We start from the raw sequence: 14197 nt of genomic DNA, 5'->3' as shown, positions 1-14197 counted from the left end.
GCAAAGGGCTATACAACATTTTAAATATTGACGCGCGTAAAATTTTTATACAACATGCGAAAATGCTGGCGCGATATCGGGAGGCTGCCAGTCCTGGGAGGAGAAAATGACCGACATGAAAAAACGGCCGACCGCCGATGCGGATGCCGTGGGTCATGCGCGCATCGGATATTTCCGCCGCGGCCAGGGACCTCGACGGGGTCAGGCATAGATCACCTTGGCCCCTGTCCTATCAAGCTGGCTGCGTATTGGGCCGGACAGGCCATCGTCGGTGATCACGACATCGACGCTCGACAGCGAAAAGGCCTTGGAGGTTCCGCTGACGCCCCATTTGCTCGAATCCGCAAGGAGGACAACGCGCCGGGCCATGCGCACGAGGTTTCGCTTGGTTCGCGCCATGTCTTCGTTCACGTCGACCACATCCAGTGACGAGTCAATTGCATGCGCTCCAACAAAGACCTGATGCGCTACCAAGCCGCCGAGAGCCGTGTCGGCATCGGTGATCAGCGTGCTTACCGTATCCGGGTAGACCCGGCCGCCGATCATGTGAACGTCGAGCCCGGGCCGATGCATCAGATGCTGCACGATATTCATCGCCGTGGCCGCGACCACGACATTGCTGAGCGGCGGTAACAGCATGGCAACCTGCATCAATGTCGAGCCGCCATCGAAGATGACCGATTGGTTGTCCTCGAACAGGTCTATCGCTGCCCGGGCGATGCGTTTCTTTGCATCGAGGTTTGTTTGCATCCGCCGGGCGAACGCGGCCGTGGTCGAATCCGTGGTCCGGGTCACCGCGCCTCCGCGGGTCTTGGTCAGCAGTCCCTTGCGATCCAGTATCTCGAGGTCGGAGCGCACCGTGACTTCCGACACGCCAAAATCGTCTGACAGGTCCTTGATGCGAACCTGTCCGCTGCGTTGCACTTCACCCAGGATCGATTGGCGTCTCTGCTCTGACAACATTGGCCTGTCCTTGCCTCCATGCGCCAAGCGATCGCCCTGGCCTCGGTTCACTCTACCGAAAATAGGCGAATTCGAAAGCTTTCGAAAGATTGCATTTGTTATTTCTTTCGCAAACACTGGGTCCAGGATTTTGAAATCAATCAATTGGAGAGTTTTGGACTCATGAGCCTCGGAACCAAGGTGCGCCTGGCGCGCCTCTTCTCACATCCATCGGGGAATCTTTTTGGCGGCGCGGTCGACCACTTTGTCGGCTATGGCGACGTGCGCAAAGGAGGTCTTGCCGACCTGCCGGGTGCGCTTGCACGCGTCATGGTAGGCAAACCTGACTACGTCAGCATCCAGCCTGGCACCGCGCGCCATCTGTGGCCGCAATATGCGGGCAAGGCTTCCCTGGTGATCCAGGCCGGCTGCTTCACCCCAGACGATCGCATCAGTGAACTGATTGCAACGCCCGAGGATGCGGTGCGCGCCGGCGCCGATGCGTTGGCCGTGGCCATTCCGGTGCGCGGCGCGACCGAGGGAAAATACATACGCTGGCTGACCGATTCGGTGAACGCGGCGGCTCGTTACGGCATGCCGGTGGTAGCGCATATCTACCCTCGCGATTTCACCGACGGGGCAAAAATCGTCTTCACCCCCGACGAGATCGCCTATGCGGCACGCATCGGCTACGAGTCCGGCGTCGATGTGATCAAGATCGGGTACACGGGCGATTTCGAGTCGTTCCGAGAGACCGTTCGGACCTGCCCGGTGCCGGTTGTGATCGCTGGTGGTCCGAAGACCGACACGCTGCTCGGCGCCCTTCAACAGACGGCGGACGCCATCCGTGCAGGCGCGCGCGGTGCCGTGGTGGGCCGCAATCTCTGGGGGCACGGCGATCCGGAAAAGGCAGCGATCGCCTTTCGGGGCGTCATCCATGACGGCCTTTCGGCGCAAGACGCCTTGGCGAAGGCGGGTGCCTGAACGATGCCCGCCGTCCCTTCAATCCTCGGCTTCGGAGCTATTGCGATCGACGACATCGTCTATGTCGATCAGCCGTTGTCGGCGGGCAAGGGGAAGGTTTTGCAAAGTGCCCGAGCTTTCGGGGGAAACGTCGCGACGGCACTTGCCGCCGTCGCGCGGCTCGGCGGAAGCGCCGGGTTCGTCGGATGGCTGGGCAGTGCCGCCGACGACGCCGTGTTGTGCGATCTCGTTGCGAGCGGCGTTGAAACCGCGTTCGCGCCGCGCCACCCGCACGCGCGCCCGGTGCGCTCGCGGATCACCGTCGGTTCGGATGGGGAGCGGTTCATCGCGTATGACGACGAAGCGATGCTGGGCACCGCGCCGGACTTTCCGGACGAGGTTCTCAGCCGCGCGACTGTCCTGATCGTCGACAGTTACGGGATCGGGTCGCTGGATGTCGTGGCTCGGGCTCGCGATCTCGGCCTTGCGATCCTCGGCGATGTCGAATGGAGCCACGGCCCGGCCACCGAGAGACTGATCGGGCTCTGCGACCATCTCATTCTTCCGCTGGGCTTTGCGCGGACCGCCACCGGCCGCCACTCGCCGGCCGAGATACTCGATGCATTGTGGTTGCCGTCGCGGTCCGCCGTGGTTCTGACGGATGGCGGCAGAGGCGTCTTCTATCGCGGACGCGACGAGACAGGGCTCTGGCACCTGCCTCCGCAACGGGTTGCCGTCGTCGACTCGACCGGCGCCGGTGACTGCTTTCATGGCGCCTATGCCCTTGCATTGACGCGCGGGGCCGACACCGCAGGCCGGGTCGCATTCGCGGCCGCGGCGGCGGCCCTTTCGATAACGGGGCGGGGCGGGCGCGAGGCGCTTCCGACCGACGACCAGGTCAAGGAACTCCTGGCATCGACGAACGCGCCGTCGGCAGTCGAACTGAAATATGCGCGGCTTGATACCGGAACATAGCCCGAACTATCCGAGGAAAAATTTCGCAGGTGAACGTAAGCCGAGGACAATCATAAAAATCAGTGGCTTAGACTTGTGGAGGGAGGAATATGGCAGAAGTCGTTCTTGAGAATATCTGCAAGACATACGGGAACAATTTTCACGCAATCGACCAATTGAACCTGTCGGTCAAGGACGGCGAGTTCTTGATTCTCGTCGGGCCGTCCGGCTGTGGCAAATCCACCGCGTTGCGGATGATCGCGGGATTGGAGGACGTCACCAGCGGCAGCCTTCGGATCGGCGGGGTCGACGTCGTCGACATGCCGCCCAAGGACCGCGACATTGCGATGGTCTTCCAGAGCTACGCTCTCTACCCGCATATGACCGTGTTCGAAAACATTGGCTTTTCGATGCGGCTGGCAGGCAAGCCGAAGGCCGAGCGCAAAAAGCGCGTGGACGAGATCGCCAAAACCCTTCAACTGACGTCTCTGCTGGACAGCAAACCCGCGAACCTTTCAGGCGGACAGCGTCAAAGGGTTGCCATGGGCCGCGCCATGGTGCGCGAGCCGGCAGCCTTTCTCATGGACGAACCCCTTTCCAATCTGGACGCGAAACTGCGTGTTCAAATGCGCGCCGAAATCACCAGTCTGCAAAAGCAGCTCGGCGTAACGACCATATATGTGACCCACGACCAAACCGAAGCCATGACGATGGGCGACAGGGTCGCGGTGTTGAAAGGCGGCGTGCTGCAGCAGGTCGACGCACCCAAGAGGCTCTATGAATCGCCGGTGAACGCTTTCGTTGCTGGCTTCATCGGGTCTCCTTCGATGAATCTTTTCGAGGCAACCCTGACGGGCGACGAACTGATGTCCGGCGCCTTGGCCATCCGGCTGCAGGATGCAGCCTTCGTGCGCAGGCCGGGCTTGAGGTCGTATGCGGGGCGCAAGGTCGTGTTCGGGATACGACCGGAGGATCTCTATGACAGCAGTCTCGAATCCGGCCGCAAGTATCAGACGATACCGGCAAAGGTGACCTCGATCGAAGAACTCGGATCCGAACAAATCGTCCATCTCAACATCGACGCGGTCCGGGTGGACTCCGGCGACCCTGACGCGGTGCAGGATTTCGGCCTGGCGTCGAATGCGGTGGCGAAATTCGAACCGGTCAGCACAGTCCGCTCCGGCTCGGAAATCAGCTTGGCCCTGGATGATGCCAAGCTCCATTTCTTCGACCCCGAGACGCATCTGGCAATCTGAATATCAGCGATAAGACCCGCGGGCGAGGGTGAGGCGCCTGCGTAAGAAGACTTCTGAATAATCAGACGATCGGCCGCATTGTGCGGGCGAATATAAAGAAGGAGGAGAAAATGACGTTTCGTATTAAATCCGCGATGCTGAAAATAGCCGCGGCCGCATGGTTGCTTGGCGCAACCGGCGCCATGGCGGATACGACGCTGGAATTCACCCAATGGTGGGAGCCCGAATTGCCGGCTGGCTCGCTCAGGTCAATTATGGACGAGTTCGAGGCGGCAAACCCCGGAATCAAGGTGACGCTGGTCAGCGGCCCCTACGCCACCACGCGAGACCAGATCTCGGTTGGTGCTGCAACCGGAACGCTCAGCGACGTCGTCGGTCTCGACGGCGCCTGGGTGAACAATCTGAATGCGCAGGGCGCACTCGCCGACATGAATCCGATGATGGATGCGAGCGGTTTCGACAAGAGCCAGGTCGCGGATATCATCAAGGTGGACGGCAAGGCCGTGATGTTTCCCGTGGCTTCGTTCGTCTATCCGGTCTTCGTGAATTTGGACCTCGCCGCCAAGGCGGGCGTGACCAAGCTGCCGTCGACCCGTGCGGAGTTTCTCGAAGCCGCCAAGAAGATGACGCACGCCGACCAGAACCAGTATGGCTGGGTGCTGCCCCTGTCGCTGCAAACGCCATCCGGCGTCCAGAACGACATGATGTCGTGGGTTTGGGCTTCGGGCCAGTCGATGATGGCGAGCGGCAAGCCGGACCTTGAGGGCAAACCGGTGGTGGATATGCTCACTTTCGTCAAATCACTCAATGACGCCGGCACCATCTCGCCCGGCATCGCCACCAAGACCGAGCAGGAAAAGGTCGAGGAGTTCGTCAACAACCGCGTCGGGATGATGATCGACTCGCTCGCGCATGTGAACCTCATCCGCAAGCGCAATCCCAAGCTGAACTTCGACCTCATCCCGGTCCCTGTCGTGGAAAACTATACCGGCAAGCGCGGCCTTCCCTATGCCTCCTGGGGCATCGGCATCTCTGCGGCTTCGAAACATCAGGAAGAGGCCTGGAAACTCGTCCAATATCTGATGAGTGAAAAGGTCAACGCCAAGCTCGTGTCGCTTGCAAACGCCTTCCCGGGCAACGTCAACGCCAAGCCCGATTTCGTGACCTCGGACAAGGCTTTCGGCAAGGCTTTTGAAATCTTCAAGACCGGTCATCTCGCCAATGAGTTCACGGGCCTGCCGGTGGCTGAAGACCTGATGACCCAGTTCGACGTGCAAGCCCAGAAGATGCTCGCCGGCGAGCAGTCTCCGGAACAAGCCGCCGCCGCCGCTCAGAAGGGCTGGATGGCGAAATTCTGATCGGCCTGTTCCCGTTTGCTGTCTTCGACCGGGTGACCTGACTTCGGGCAGGCCACCCGGCAACAACGGATCGGCATTCTGAGTGGACTTGTTTTCGAAAGCTTACCTTCCCTTGAAGGCGTATCCCAAGGTTGGCACATGACCCGGCAAAAGCGCTCCCACCACAAGCTCAAACGAGCGGTCGCACCCTACCTCTATCTGTCGCCCGCGCTGCTCATAATCGGGCTCCTGATGCTGCTGCCGATGGTGACGGTGATTGCCTACTCGTTCCAGAACAGCGCGGTGCTGCGTCGTGACCCATCCTTTGCCGGACTGAAGCACTACCAGGCGATCTTCGACGACCCCGTGTTCTGGGCTTCGCTGTGGCACACGCTCTACTTCACATGCATGAGTGTCATTTTCCACATGACCATCGGCATGGTCTTCGCGCTCATGCTGAACAGCGACCGCATCAATCCGACGCTGCGCAATATTCTGCGTGTGCTCTACATACTGCCCTGGCTGTTCACCGCGGTGATCATCGCCGTGATCTGGCGCCTCCTGCTTGAGCCGAACGGTGTCGTGAACAGTATTCTCATGCAAATCGGCATCATCGGTTCCAAGGTCGAATGGTTTTCCTCGCCTGAGACCGCGCTGCATGCAGTCACTTTTGCCAATATCTGGGCGGGCTACCCGCTCTTCATGGTCAGTTTGCTCGCGGGTTTGCAGGGCATTCCCAAGGATTTCTACGAGGCCGCCGATATCGACGGGGCGAAAGCCTACCAGAAGCTGATCTTCATCACCATTCCGCAGCTGATGCCGATCATCATCAGCATCTCGCTGCTCGACTTCATCTGGACCATGCAGGTCTTCCCGCTAATCTGGATAACGACGGGCGGTGGCCCGATCTACTCGACCGAGGTCCTCAGCACCTACACGTACAAGCTGGCATTTTCGAGCTACAACCTGTCGCAGGCTTCGGCCAGCGCCGTGGTCATCCTGCTGATCTCTCTCGGCCTGACGCTGTTCTATATTCGCTATCAAAAGGCTCGGTAATCACCATGAGGAAAAGGCACACGCCGAAAGACAGGCTGATCACCGTGGCGCTCCATGTAGCGCTTGCAGCAGGGCTCTTTTTCGCGGCATTCCCGATCTACTGGATGCTGAGCAGCTCGTTCAAATCGAATACCGAAATCTTTGCCCTGCCGCCAACCATCCTGCCAAAGGCGTTCACGCTGGAAGCGTATGCAGCCATCCTTGGCGACCCGGTAAAGCTGCGCTTCTTCTTCAACAGCTATTTCGTGGCGGGAGCGGTGACCGTGCTGACGGTGCTGATCGCCTTGCTGGCGGCCTACGGGTTCAGCCGCTTCAATTTCCGCGGCAAGGGCAGCCTGAACACAATCATCATCAGCACGCAGACGATTCCGCCGATCACACTTTTGATCCCCTTCTTCGGGCTTGTCGTCTCATACGGTATCTTCGACACCTATGTCGCACTGATCCTGACCTACCTGGTGTTTACGCTGCCCTACGCGATCCTGCTGATGACGGGATATCTGAACACCTTGCCCCGCGATCTCGATGAAGCCGTGGCTGTCGACGGCGGCAGCAGCTGGACCGCGCTTTGGCGGGTGATTGTCCCGATTTCACTGCCGGGTATCGTGGCGACGTCGGTCTACACCTTCCTGTTGTGCTGGAACGAATTTCTCTTTGCGCTGACGCTGACGAAGTCGACGTCCATGCGCACGGTCCCGATCGGCATCCAGCTGTTGATGGGGCAGCATGCCTTCGAATGGAACCAGATGATGGCGATGAGCGTGCTCGGCTCGCTACCGCTCTTGCTCATCTACCTCGTTGCCCAGAGATACTTCCTCGCCGGCATGACCGCGGGCTCGGTCAAGTAGGATGTTCATCCCACGGCGACGCAGGGTGGCATCAATCAATAAGCGGTATCAAGGATTGAAAGGATGAACGTGAAAGACCTCAAAGTCGGCTGCCAGACCTTCACCTGGGAAATGCTGGGAGACCGGTTCACCGGCGGCCCCGACGATCTGCTGAGGGCGATCTCTGACGGTGGCTATGCCGGCATCGAGATCACCGACACCATGATCGGACATTATGGCAACAAGCCGGAGGAGTTCGCCGCCGCGCTGAAGGCGTGGGGGCTGACGCTGGTTTCCTTCGCCTTTGGCTCGCACAGCGGTTTTACGTCGAAGGAGGAGATCGGCGCCGACCTCGAAACCGCCAAACGCTGGATCGATTTCGCCGCCGCCTTCCCGAATGCGCTGGTGTCGATGGGCTCGGCCACGGTGGTGTCCGACGGCCCGCGCGACGAGAAGTTCGCCATCGCGGCCGAGGTCTACAACCAGGCCGGCGAGCTTGGCCGCAGGGACGGTGTTCAGGTCGCGGTGCATCCCAGCTCGCACCACAACACGCTGCTGTTCGACCGCGCCGATTACGACGCGATCTTTGCCTTGCTCGACCCCGACCTGGTCGGCTGGGTACCGGATACCGGCCATATACTGCGCGGCCACAAGGACATGTCCGATACGCTGCGCACCTACCGCGACCGCATCCGCTACATCCACCTCAAGGACGTCGATGCCAACGGCAGCTGGGCCATGCTCGGCAAGGGCGTCTGCGACACGCCGGCGGTGATCGAGATCGCCAACACCGCACCGCGCTTCAACGGCTGGCTGGTGCTGGAGGAGGAATCCGAAACGGCCGCCGCCGATCCCGCCGGCGCGGTAAAAACCAACCGCCAGACAATGCGCAGCTTGGGCGCCTGAAGAACGAGACGATGATCAAGAAACAGGACAGACGCCTCAGGGTCGGTGTGCTCGGCTGCGGCCCCATCGCGCAGTTCGCGCATCTGCAATCCTGCGTGAAGGCTGGGAATGCCGACCTCTACGCCATCTGCGACGCGGCACCCGATCTGCTCGCCCGCATGGGCGCCACCTACGAGCCGCAAAAGATGTATGCCGACTACGACGCCATGCTCGCCGATCCCGAACTGGAAGCGGTGATCGTCGCCACGTCGGACGCCTATCACGTGCCGATGTCGATCAAGGCGCTCGATGCGGGAAAGCATGTCCTGTGCGAAAAGCCGATCGGCACCTCGGTGGAGGAAGGCGAGGCGCTGGCCCAGGCGGTCAGGCGCTCGGGCAAGGTGCTGCAGGTCGGGCATATGAAGCGCTTCGACCCGGCGCTGGAGGCCGCGCACGACTTCGTCCGCGACGAGATCGGCGAGGTGCTGGCGCTGAAGGCCTGGTACTGCGATTCCACCCATCGCTACACCAACACCGATGCCATTCAGCCGCTGCCGGTCACCAGCAAGCTGGCGAAGAAGCCGACCGGCAATCCCAAGGCTGATCTCAGGCAATATTTCATGCTGGCGCACGGCTCGCATCTCGTCGATACGGCGCGTTTCCTGTGCGGCGATATCGTTGCCGTGCGCGCCCGCCTCAATGAGAAATTCGGCGCCTATTGCTGGTTCGTCGAGACCGAGTTCGCCAGCGGCGCGCTCGGGCATCTCGACCTGACCGTTGCCGTGCGCATGGACTGGCACGAAGGTTTTCAGCTCTATGGCGAGAACGGCTCCGTCATCGCGAAAACCTTCAACCCCTGGTACTTCCGCGCCAGCGAGGTCGAGATATTTCACGAGAAGACCGCCACCGCCCACAAGCCGCTCGGCGCCGACGGCCACTTCTTCCGCCGCCAACTGGAAGGCCTAGCGGATACAGTCCTGAACGGCACGCCGATGCGCGGCGCCAATGTCGAGGACGGTATCGCCTCGATCCGCGCCATGGTCGCCATCGCGCGTTCGGTCGAGACAGGTGAACGGGTCGAACTCGCCTCGGTTTCGGGAGCGGTCTGATGCGTCTCGGCATTTTCGCCAAGACATTTGCCGGCACAGAGCCGGCTGCCGTGCTGACGGCGGTTAAGCAGGCTGGCTATGAGACGACGCAGTTCAATCTCGCCTGCGCCGGCCTGCCGTCGATGCCGGATGTCGTGCCGGCAGATGCCATCGCTTCCGTCCGTGCCGCAGTGCGATCGTCAGGCGTTTCGCTGGCCGCGCTGTCGGGCACCTACAACATGGCGCATCCCGACAAGGCTGTGCGCGACGATGGTCTTCGCCGTCTTGCCGTCGTCATCGAGGCGGCGGCGGCCCTCGGTATTCCGCTGGTCACGCTCTGCACCGGCTCGCGCAATGCCGCCGATCAATGGGCGTATCATCCCGACAATAGCACGCCGGCCGCTTGGTCCGACATGGCCGCCGAGATGGAGAAAGCGCTGGCGCTTGCCGAAGACGCCGGCGTCGATCTCGGCATCGAGCCCGAGCAGGCCAACATCGTTACCTCGGCCAGGGACGCGACCAGGCTGATCGCCGAAATGGGATCGAAGCATCTGAAGATCGTGCTCGATCCGGCGAACCTGTTCGAGCACGCGACGCCACACGAAGCGCGCGCCATCGTCGCCGCCGCGATCGACGAGGCTGCCGGCCATATCGCCATGGCGCACGCCAAGGATCGCTCTGGTGACGGCCGCTTTGCCACCGCCGGACAAGGCATCGTCGATTTTCCGCATTTTGTTTCACGGCTGAAGGCAGCGGGCTTCGACGGATCGCTCGTCACCCACGGGCTGTCCGCCGATGAAGCCCCCGGCGTCGCAGCCTTTCTGCGGGGACTCCTCTGATGGGCGCCGCGCCGGCGATCCTGCTTCGCGACGATGCATCGCTTCGTGTCTTCGACACGGGGCAGGGCAGGCCTCCCGTCGTCTTCCAGCACGGCCTCGGCGGTGATGCGGCACAAGTAGCGCAGAACTTTCCCGATGGTCCTTCATACCGCCGACTGACCGTCGAATGTCGCGCTCAGGGCGGCTCCGGCGCCGGCAGCAAGCGTCCTTTTTCGATCGAGATGTTCGCCGACGACGTGTTGGCTGCCGCCGATGCCGCCGGCCTCGACCGTTTCGTCGCCGGCGGCATCTCGATGGGCGCGGCAATCGCCTTGCGGCTTGCGGCCCGGCACCCGGATAGGGTCACAGGTCTCGTGCTTGTTCGCCCTGCCTGGGCTTTCGACGCGGCATCGCAAAACATGCGCCCTTACGTGGAAGTGGCGGAGCTCATCCGCGGCCGTCCGCTGGATGACGCGCGCGATGCGTTTGCGGCCTCCGCCACGGCGGCTCGCTTTCGCATCGAGGCGCCGGACAATCTTGCTTCCCTGCTCGGCTTTTTCGCGCGCGCCAATGCGAATGTTTTCGCCGAGGTGATGCGAGCGATCGCAAACGATGGGCCCGGCGTGACGCGGGCAGCGGCCGCCGGCCTCGCGCTCCCGACACTCGTCATCGGCAGCGGCATCGATCTCGTCCATCCGCTGGCCACCGCGCGCAGCCTTGCAGACACCATCCCCAATGCCGCCTTTGTCGAGGTGACGCCGAAGGCCACCGACAAGGAGCGCCATTTCGCCGAAATCCGCGCCGCCATCGGCAGCTTTCTCAACACAAATTTTGACAAGCAGGACCAATCATGATCTCGAAATCTCTCTCCGGCCCGGCCGCCATCGCCGAACTGCCACGCGATCGCATGATCGCCGAATTCTCGCTCTGGTCTGCCAATCTTGCCAATTTCGAGAACGACTTGAAGCGCATCGAACCCTATGTCGATCTTCATCATATCGATGTGGCGGACGGTCATTTCGCCCCGTCCTTCCTGTTCTTCCCCGACCTCGTTGCCCGCATCGCCGGGCTGACGGCCAAGCCCATCCATGTCCACCTGATGGTCGATGAAGCAATCGTCGAGGCGCAGACGCGCCAGTTCATCGAAGCCGGCGCCGACATGATCAGCGTCCATGCCGAGAATGGCGAAGCGGGATTGCGCGCCGTGCGGCTGGCGCGGGAGCTCGGCGCCGAGGCGGGCGTCGTGCTCAGGCTGGAGACGCCTGTGGAAGCGGTGACGGCCTTCGTCCCGGAAGTCGCCTTCGTAACGCTTCTTGGAACCGCAATCGGCGTCAAGGGACAGAGCCTGTCGGACAAGGCCTGCGACAGGCTGGGCGCTACCCGCGCCATCCTGAGAAAGGCCGGCCGCGAGGCGCAAGTGGTTCTGGCGGCCGACGGCGGCATCCGCCACGAGACCGTGCCGTTGCTGCGTGCCGCCGGGGCCGAAACCGTGGTTCTCGGTTCGCTCGCCTTCGGTGACAAGGACCTCGCCGGCCGCATCGGCTGGCTGCACGGCTTGAAGGTCGCGGCATGACAACGGAAGCCGCCCTTGCGATCGATCTTGGCGGGACGGAGCTTCGCGCCGCCCTGGTCGACCGTGAGGGCAAGATCCTGGCATTCGCAGCGGTGCCGACGCAGGCGCAGGCCGGTCCAGACGTGGTGATCGGCCAGATCGAGGCGCTGGCGGCGACCGTCCATGCCGAAGCCCCGGCACTGTCGGTCGTCGGCGTCGGTGTCGGTGCGCCGGGACCGCTTGATCCGCTGGCCGGCATCGCCGTCGGCCCGCCGACACTCACCGGCTGGCTGGATGTGCCGCTTGCCGACATCCTCGAGCGGCGGCTCGGCCTGCCGGTCCGTCTGGAGAACGACGCCAATGCCGCGGCGCTCGGCGAATGGCGCTTCGGCGCCGGCCATGGCGCTCGCTCGCTGGTCTTTGTCACGGTGTCGACCGGCATCGGCGGCGGTGTCGTCGTCGATGGGCGCATCCTGCATGGCCGCCGTGGCCTTGCCGCCGAGATCGGTCACATGACCATCACCAATGAGGGCGAGCGTTGCGTGTGCGGCGTTATCGGCTGCTTCGAGGCCATCGCTTCGGGAACCGCGCTCGGCCGCCGCGCCACCGCCGCCACGGCCGCCGGCGACGGCTCGGCCTTGCGGCGCCTGTCAGCGGATGCGGAGGTGACCGGCCGCCATGTCGTCGAGGCGGCACGGCTGCGCGACGATCTTGCCTCGGCCTTGCTGGACGAGGAAGCCCGCTGGCTGGGCGTCGGCTTCACCAACCTGTTACATCTCTATTCGCCCGATGTGCTGGTCGTCGGCGGCGGCATCGCCAATGGGCTCGACCTGATGGCGCCGACCATCGAGGCAACCATCAGGCAGCGGGCCATGCGCGCCTATCGCGACGTACCGGTCGTTCCAGCACAGCTCGGCCGCCATGCCGGGCTCGTCGGCGCCGCCAGCCTTGTGCTGTTCGACGACGAGGGCACTTTGGCAGCCCGCATGCCTGTCGGCCCAAGCACATATCCGGACACACCACTGAGCAAGATCGGCACCGTCTGACGTGCGACTGCATGACAAAGGCCGCAGGCAGCATGCCTCCGGCCTTTTACGCATAAGCCACACGTGGTTACTCGGCGGGGACGACATCCGCCGGCAGGCTGTCATCAGCCGTGCCCGCCAGCGCCCTCGCCAGCTTGGCCTCGTCGAGTTCGCCTTCCCAGCGCGCCACCACCAGCGTGGCGACGGCATTGCCAACGAAGTTGGTCAGCGCCCGGCATTCCGACATGAAGCGGTCGACGCCGAGGATCAGCGCCATACCGGCGACCGGCACCGCCGGAACCACCGACAGCGTGGCGGCAAGGGTGATGAAGCCCGCTCCGGTGATGCCGGCGGCACCCTTGGACGAGAGCATGGCCACCAGCAGCAGCAGGATCTGGTCACCCATCGACAGGTGGATGTTGGTCGCCTGTGCGATGAACAGCGCCGCCAAGGTCATGTAGATGTTGGTGCCGTCGAGGTTGAAGGAATAGCCGGTCGGGATGACCAGGCCGACCACCGAGCGCTTGGCGCCGGCCTTCTCCATCTTTTCCATCAGCGAGGGCAGGGCGGCCTCCGACGAGGAGGTGCCCAGCACCAAAAGCAGCTCTTCCTTGATGTAGCGGATCAGCGACAGGATGGAGAAGCCGTTGTAGCGGCAGACCGCACCCAGCACGATGAACACGAACAGGAACGACGTCACGTAAAAGGTGCCGACCAGCATGGCGAGATTGATGACCGCGCCGATGCCGTATTTGCCGATGGTGAAGGCCATGGCGCCGAAGGCACCGATGGGGGCGGCCTTCATCAGCACGCTGACCAGCTTGAAGATCGGCGTCGTCAGTGCCTGCAGGAAGTTGAGCACGGGCATGCCCTTGTCGCCGACCAGCGCCAGCGCGATGCCGAACAGCACCGAGAAGAACAGCACCTGCAGGATGTCGCCGTCGGCGAAGGCGCCGACGATGGTCGACGGGATGATGTTCATCAGGAACCCGGTGACCGACTGATCGTGCGCCTTGGCGGCGTAGGTGTTGACGGTCGAGGCGTCGAGCGTCGCCGGGTCGATGTTGAAGCCGGCGCCCGGCTGCACGACATTGGCGACGACAAGGCCGATGATCAGCGCCAACGTCGAAAAGGTGAGGAAATAGAGCATCGCCTTGCCGGCAACACGCCCGACCTTCTGCAGGTCGCTCATGCCGGCAATGCCCGTTGTCACGGTCAGGAAGATGACCGGGGCGATGATCATCTTGACCAGCTTGATGAAGGCGTCGCCGAGCGGCTTCATGCTCTCGCCGACCGACGGATAGAAATGGCCGAGCAGGATGCCGACGGTGATCGCGACGAGCACCTGCACGTAGAGTTGGGCATAGAAAGGTTTGCGCTGCGCGGCAAGCGCGCCTGATTGGTCTGCGATGTGCATCGAACTCTCCCTGGCCGGATGGGCGAAAACGGATCGCCTGCGTGACTTCTCCCATCGCGGCGCTCCGGTCGCACGCC

At 62.6% G+C, this 14197-nt stretch carries 14 protein-coding genes; 12 read left to right on the top strand and 2 right to left on the bottom strand.

Annotated elements, in window-relative coordinates; all coding sequences use genetic code 11:
- Nucleotides 1–201: 201 nt before the first annotated feature.
- On the bottom strand, nt 202–963 hold the full coding sequence (locus tag RPF88_RS15560; protein ID WP_013532952.1) for a DeoR/GlpR family DNA-binding transcription regulator: 762 nt from the start codon (nt 961–963) through the stop codon (nt 202–204).
- Between the two features lie 162 nt (nt 964–1125).
- Between RPF88_RS15560 and RPF88_RS15555 the strand changes: the two genes are divergently transcribed.
- The 12 genes from RPF88_RS15555 to RPF88_RS15500 all read left to right on the top strand — a co-directional run bounded on the left by RPF88_RS15555 (nt 1126) and on the right by RPF88_RS15500 (nt 12724).
- Entirely contained in the window at nt 1126–1926 is an 801-nt protein-coding gene (locus tag RPF88_RS15555; protein ID WP_023756676.1) for a class I fructose-bisphosphate aldolase, read from the top strand.
- A 3-nt stretch (nt 1927–1929) separates the two neighbouring features.
- Nucleotides 1930–2880, top strand: a complete 951-nt coding sequence (locus tag RPF88_RS15550; RefSeq protein ID WP_063167587.1) for a PfkB family carbohydrate kinase — start codon at nt 1930–1932, stop codon at nt 2878–2880.
- Nucleotides 2881–2969: 89 nt separating this feature from the next.
- Nucleotides 2970–4115: an ABC transporter ATP-binding protein gene (locus tag RPF88_RS15545; protein ID WP_063167588.1), complete on the top strand. Its 1146-nt coding sequence runs from the start codon at nt 2970–2972 to the stop codon at nt 4113–4115.
- 110 nt (nt 4116–4225) lie between these two features.
- Nucleotides 4226–5473, top strand: coding sequence for an ABC transporter substrate-binding protein (locus tag RPF88_RS15540; RefSeq protein WP_024502559.1), 1248 nt, complete (start codon nt 4226–4228; stop codon nt 5471–5473).
- Between the two features lie 138 nt (nt 5474–5611).
- Entirely contained in the window at nt 5612–6508 is an 897-nt protein-coding gene (locus RPF88_RS15535; protein WP_337122668.1) for a carbohydrate ABC transporter permease, read from the top strand.
- Between the two features lie 5 nt (nt 6509–6513).
- Nucleotides 6514–7356: a carbohydrate ABC transporter permease gene (locus RPF88_RS15530; protein WP_013532946.1), complete on the top strand. Its 843-nt coding sequence runs from the start codon at nt 6514–6516 to the stop codon at nt 7354–7356.
- A gap of 63 nt (nt 7357–7419) precedes the next feature.
- A complete protein-coding gene (locus RPF88_RS15525; protein WP_063167590.1) occupies nt 7420–8241 on the top strand; it encodes a sugar phosphate isomerase/epimerase family protein in 822 nt (273 codons plus the stop codon).
- Nucleotides 8242–8252: 11 nt separating this feature from the next.
- Nucleotides 8253–9329, top strand: coding sequence for a Gfo/Idh/MocA family protein (locus RPF88_RS15520; RefSeq protein ID WP_063167591.1), 1077 nt, complete (start codon nt 8253–8255; stop codon nt 9327–9329).
- On the top strand, nt 9329–10147 hold the full coding sequence (locus RPF88_RS15515) for a sugar phosphate isomerase/epimerase family protein (RefSeq protein WP_063167592.1): 819 nt from the start codon (nt 9329–9331) through the stop codon (nt 10145–10147). Before RPF88_RS15520 ends, RPF88_RS15515 begins: the two co-directional genes overlap by 1 nt.
- Entirely contained in the window at nt 10147–10980 is an 834-nt protein-coding gene (locus RPF88_RS15510; protein ID WP_063167593.1) for an alpha/beta fold hydrolase, read from the top strand. Before RPF88_RS15515 ends, RPF88_RS15510 begins: the two co-directional genes overlap by 1 nt.
- Nucleotides 10977–11699, top strand: coding sequence for a ribulose-phosphate 3-epimerase (locus tag RPF88_RS15505; protein WP_013532941.1), 723 nt, complete (start codon nt 10977–10979; stop codon nt 11697–11699). The genes RPF88_RS15510 and RPF88_RS15505 overlap by 4 nt, the downstream gene beginning before the upstream one ends.
- Complete coding sequence (locus tag RPF88_RS15500) at nt 11696–12724, top strand: ROK family protein (protein ID WP_024502565.1); 1029 nt, start codon at nt 11696–11698, stop codon at nt 12722–12724. The genes RPF88_RS15505 and RPF88_RS15500 overlap by 4 nt, the downstream gene beginning before the upstream one ends.
- 67 nt (nt 12725–12791) lie before the next feature.
- Here the strand turns inward: RPF88_RS15500 and RPF88_RS15495 are convergent, their stop codons facing one another.
- Nucleotides 12792–14120 (bottom strand): dicarboxylate/amino acid:cation symporter, encoded by a 1329-nt coding sequence (locus RPF88_RS15495; protein WP_063167594.1) that lies wholly within the window; start codon nt 14118–14120, stop codon nt 12792–12794.
- Between the last annotated feature and the right edge of the window lie 77 nt (nt 14121–14197).

The sequence above is a fragment of the Mesorhizobium sp. ISC11 genome, assembly GCF_037162595.1.
Taxonomy (GTDB): Bacteria; Pseudomonadota; Alphaproteobacteria; order Rhizobiales; family Rhizobiaceae; genus Mesorhizobium; species Mesorhizobium ciceri.
Note: the sequence above shows the minus strand (reverse complement) of the source record. Positions and strands in the feature narration are given on the sequence as shown.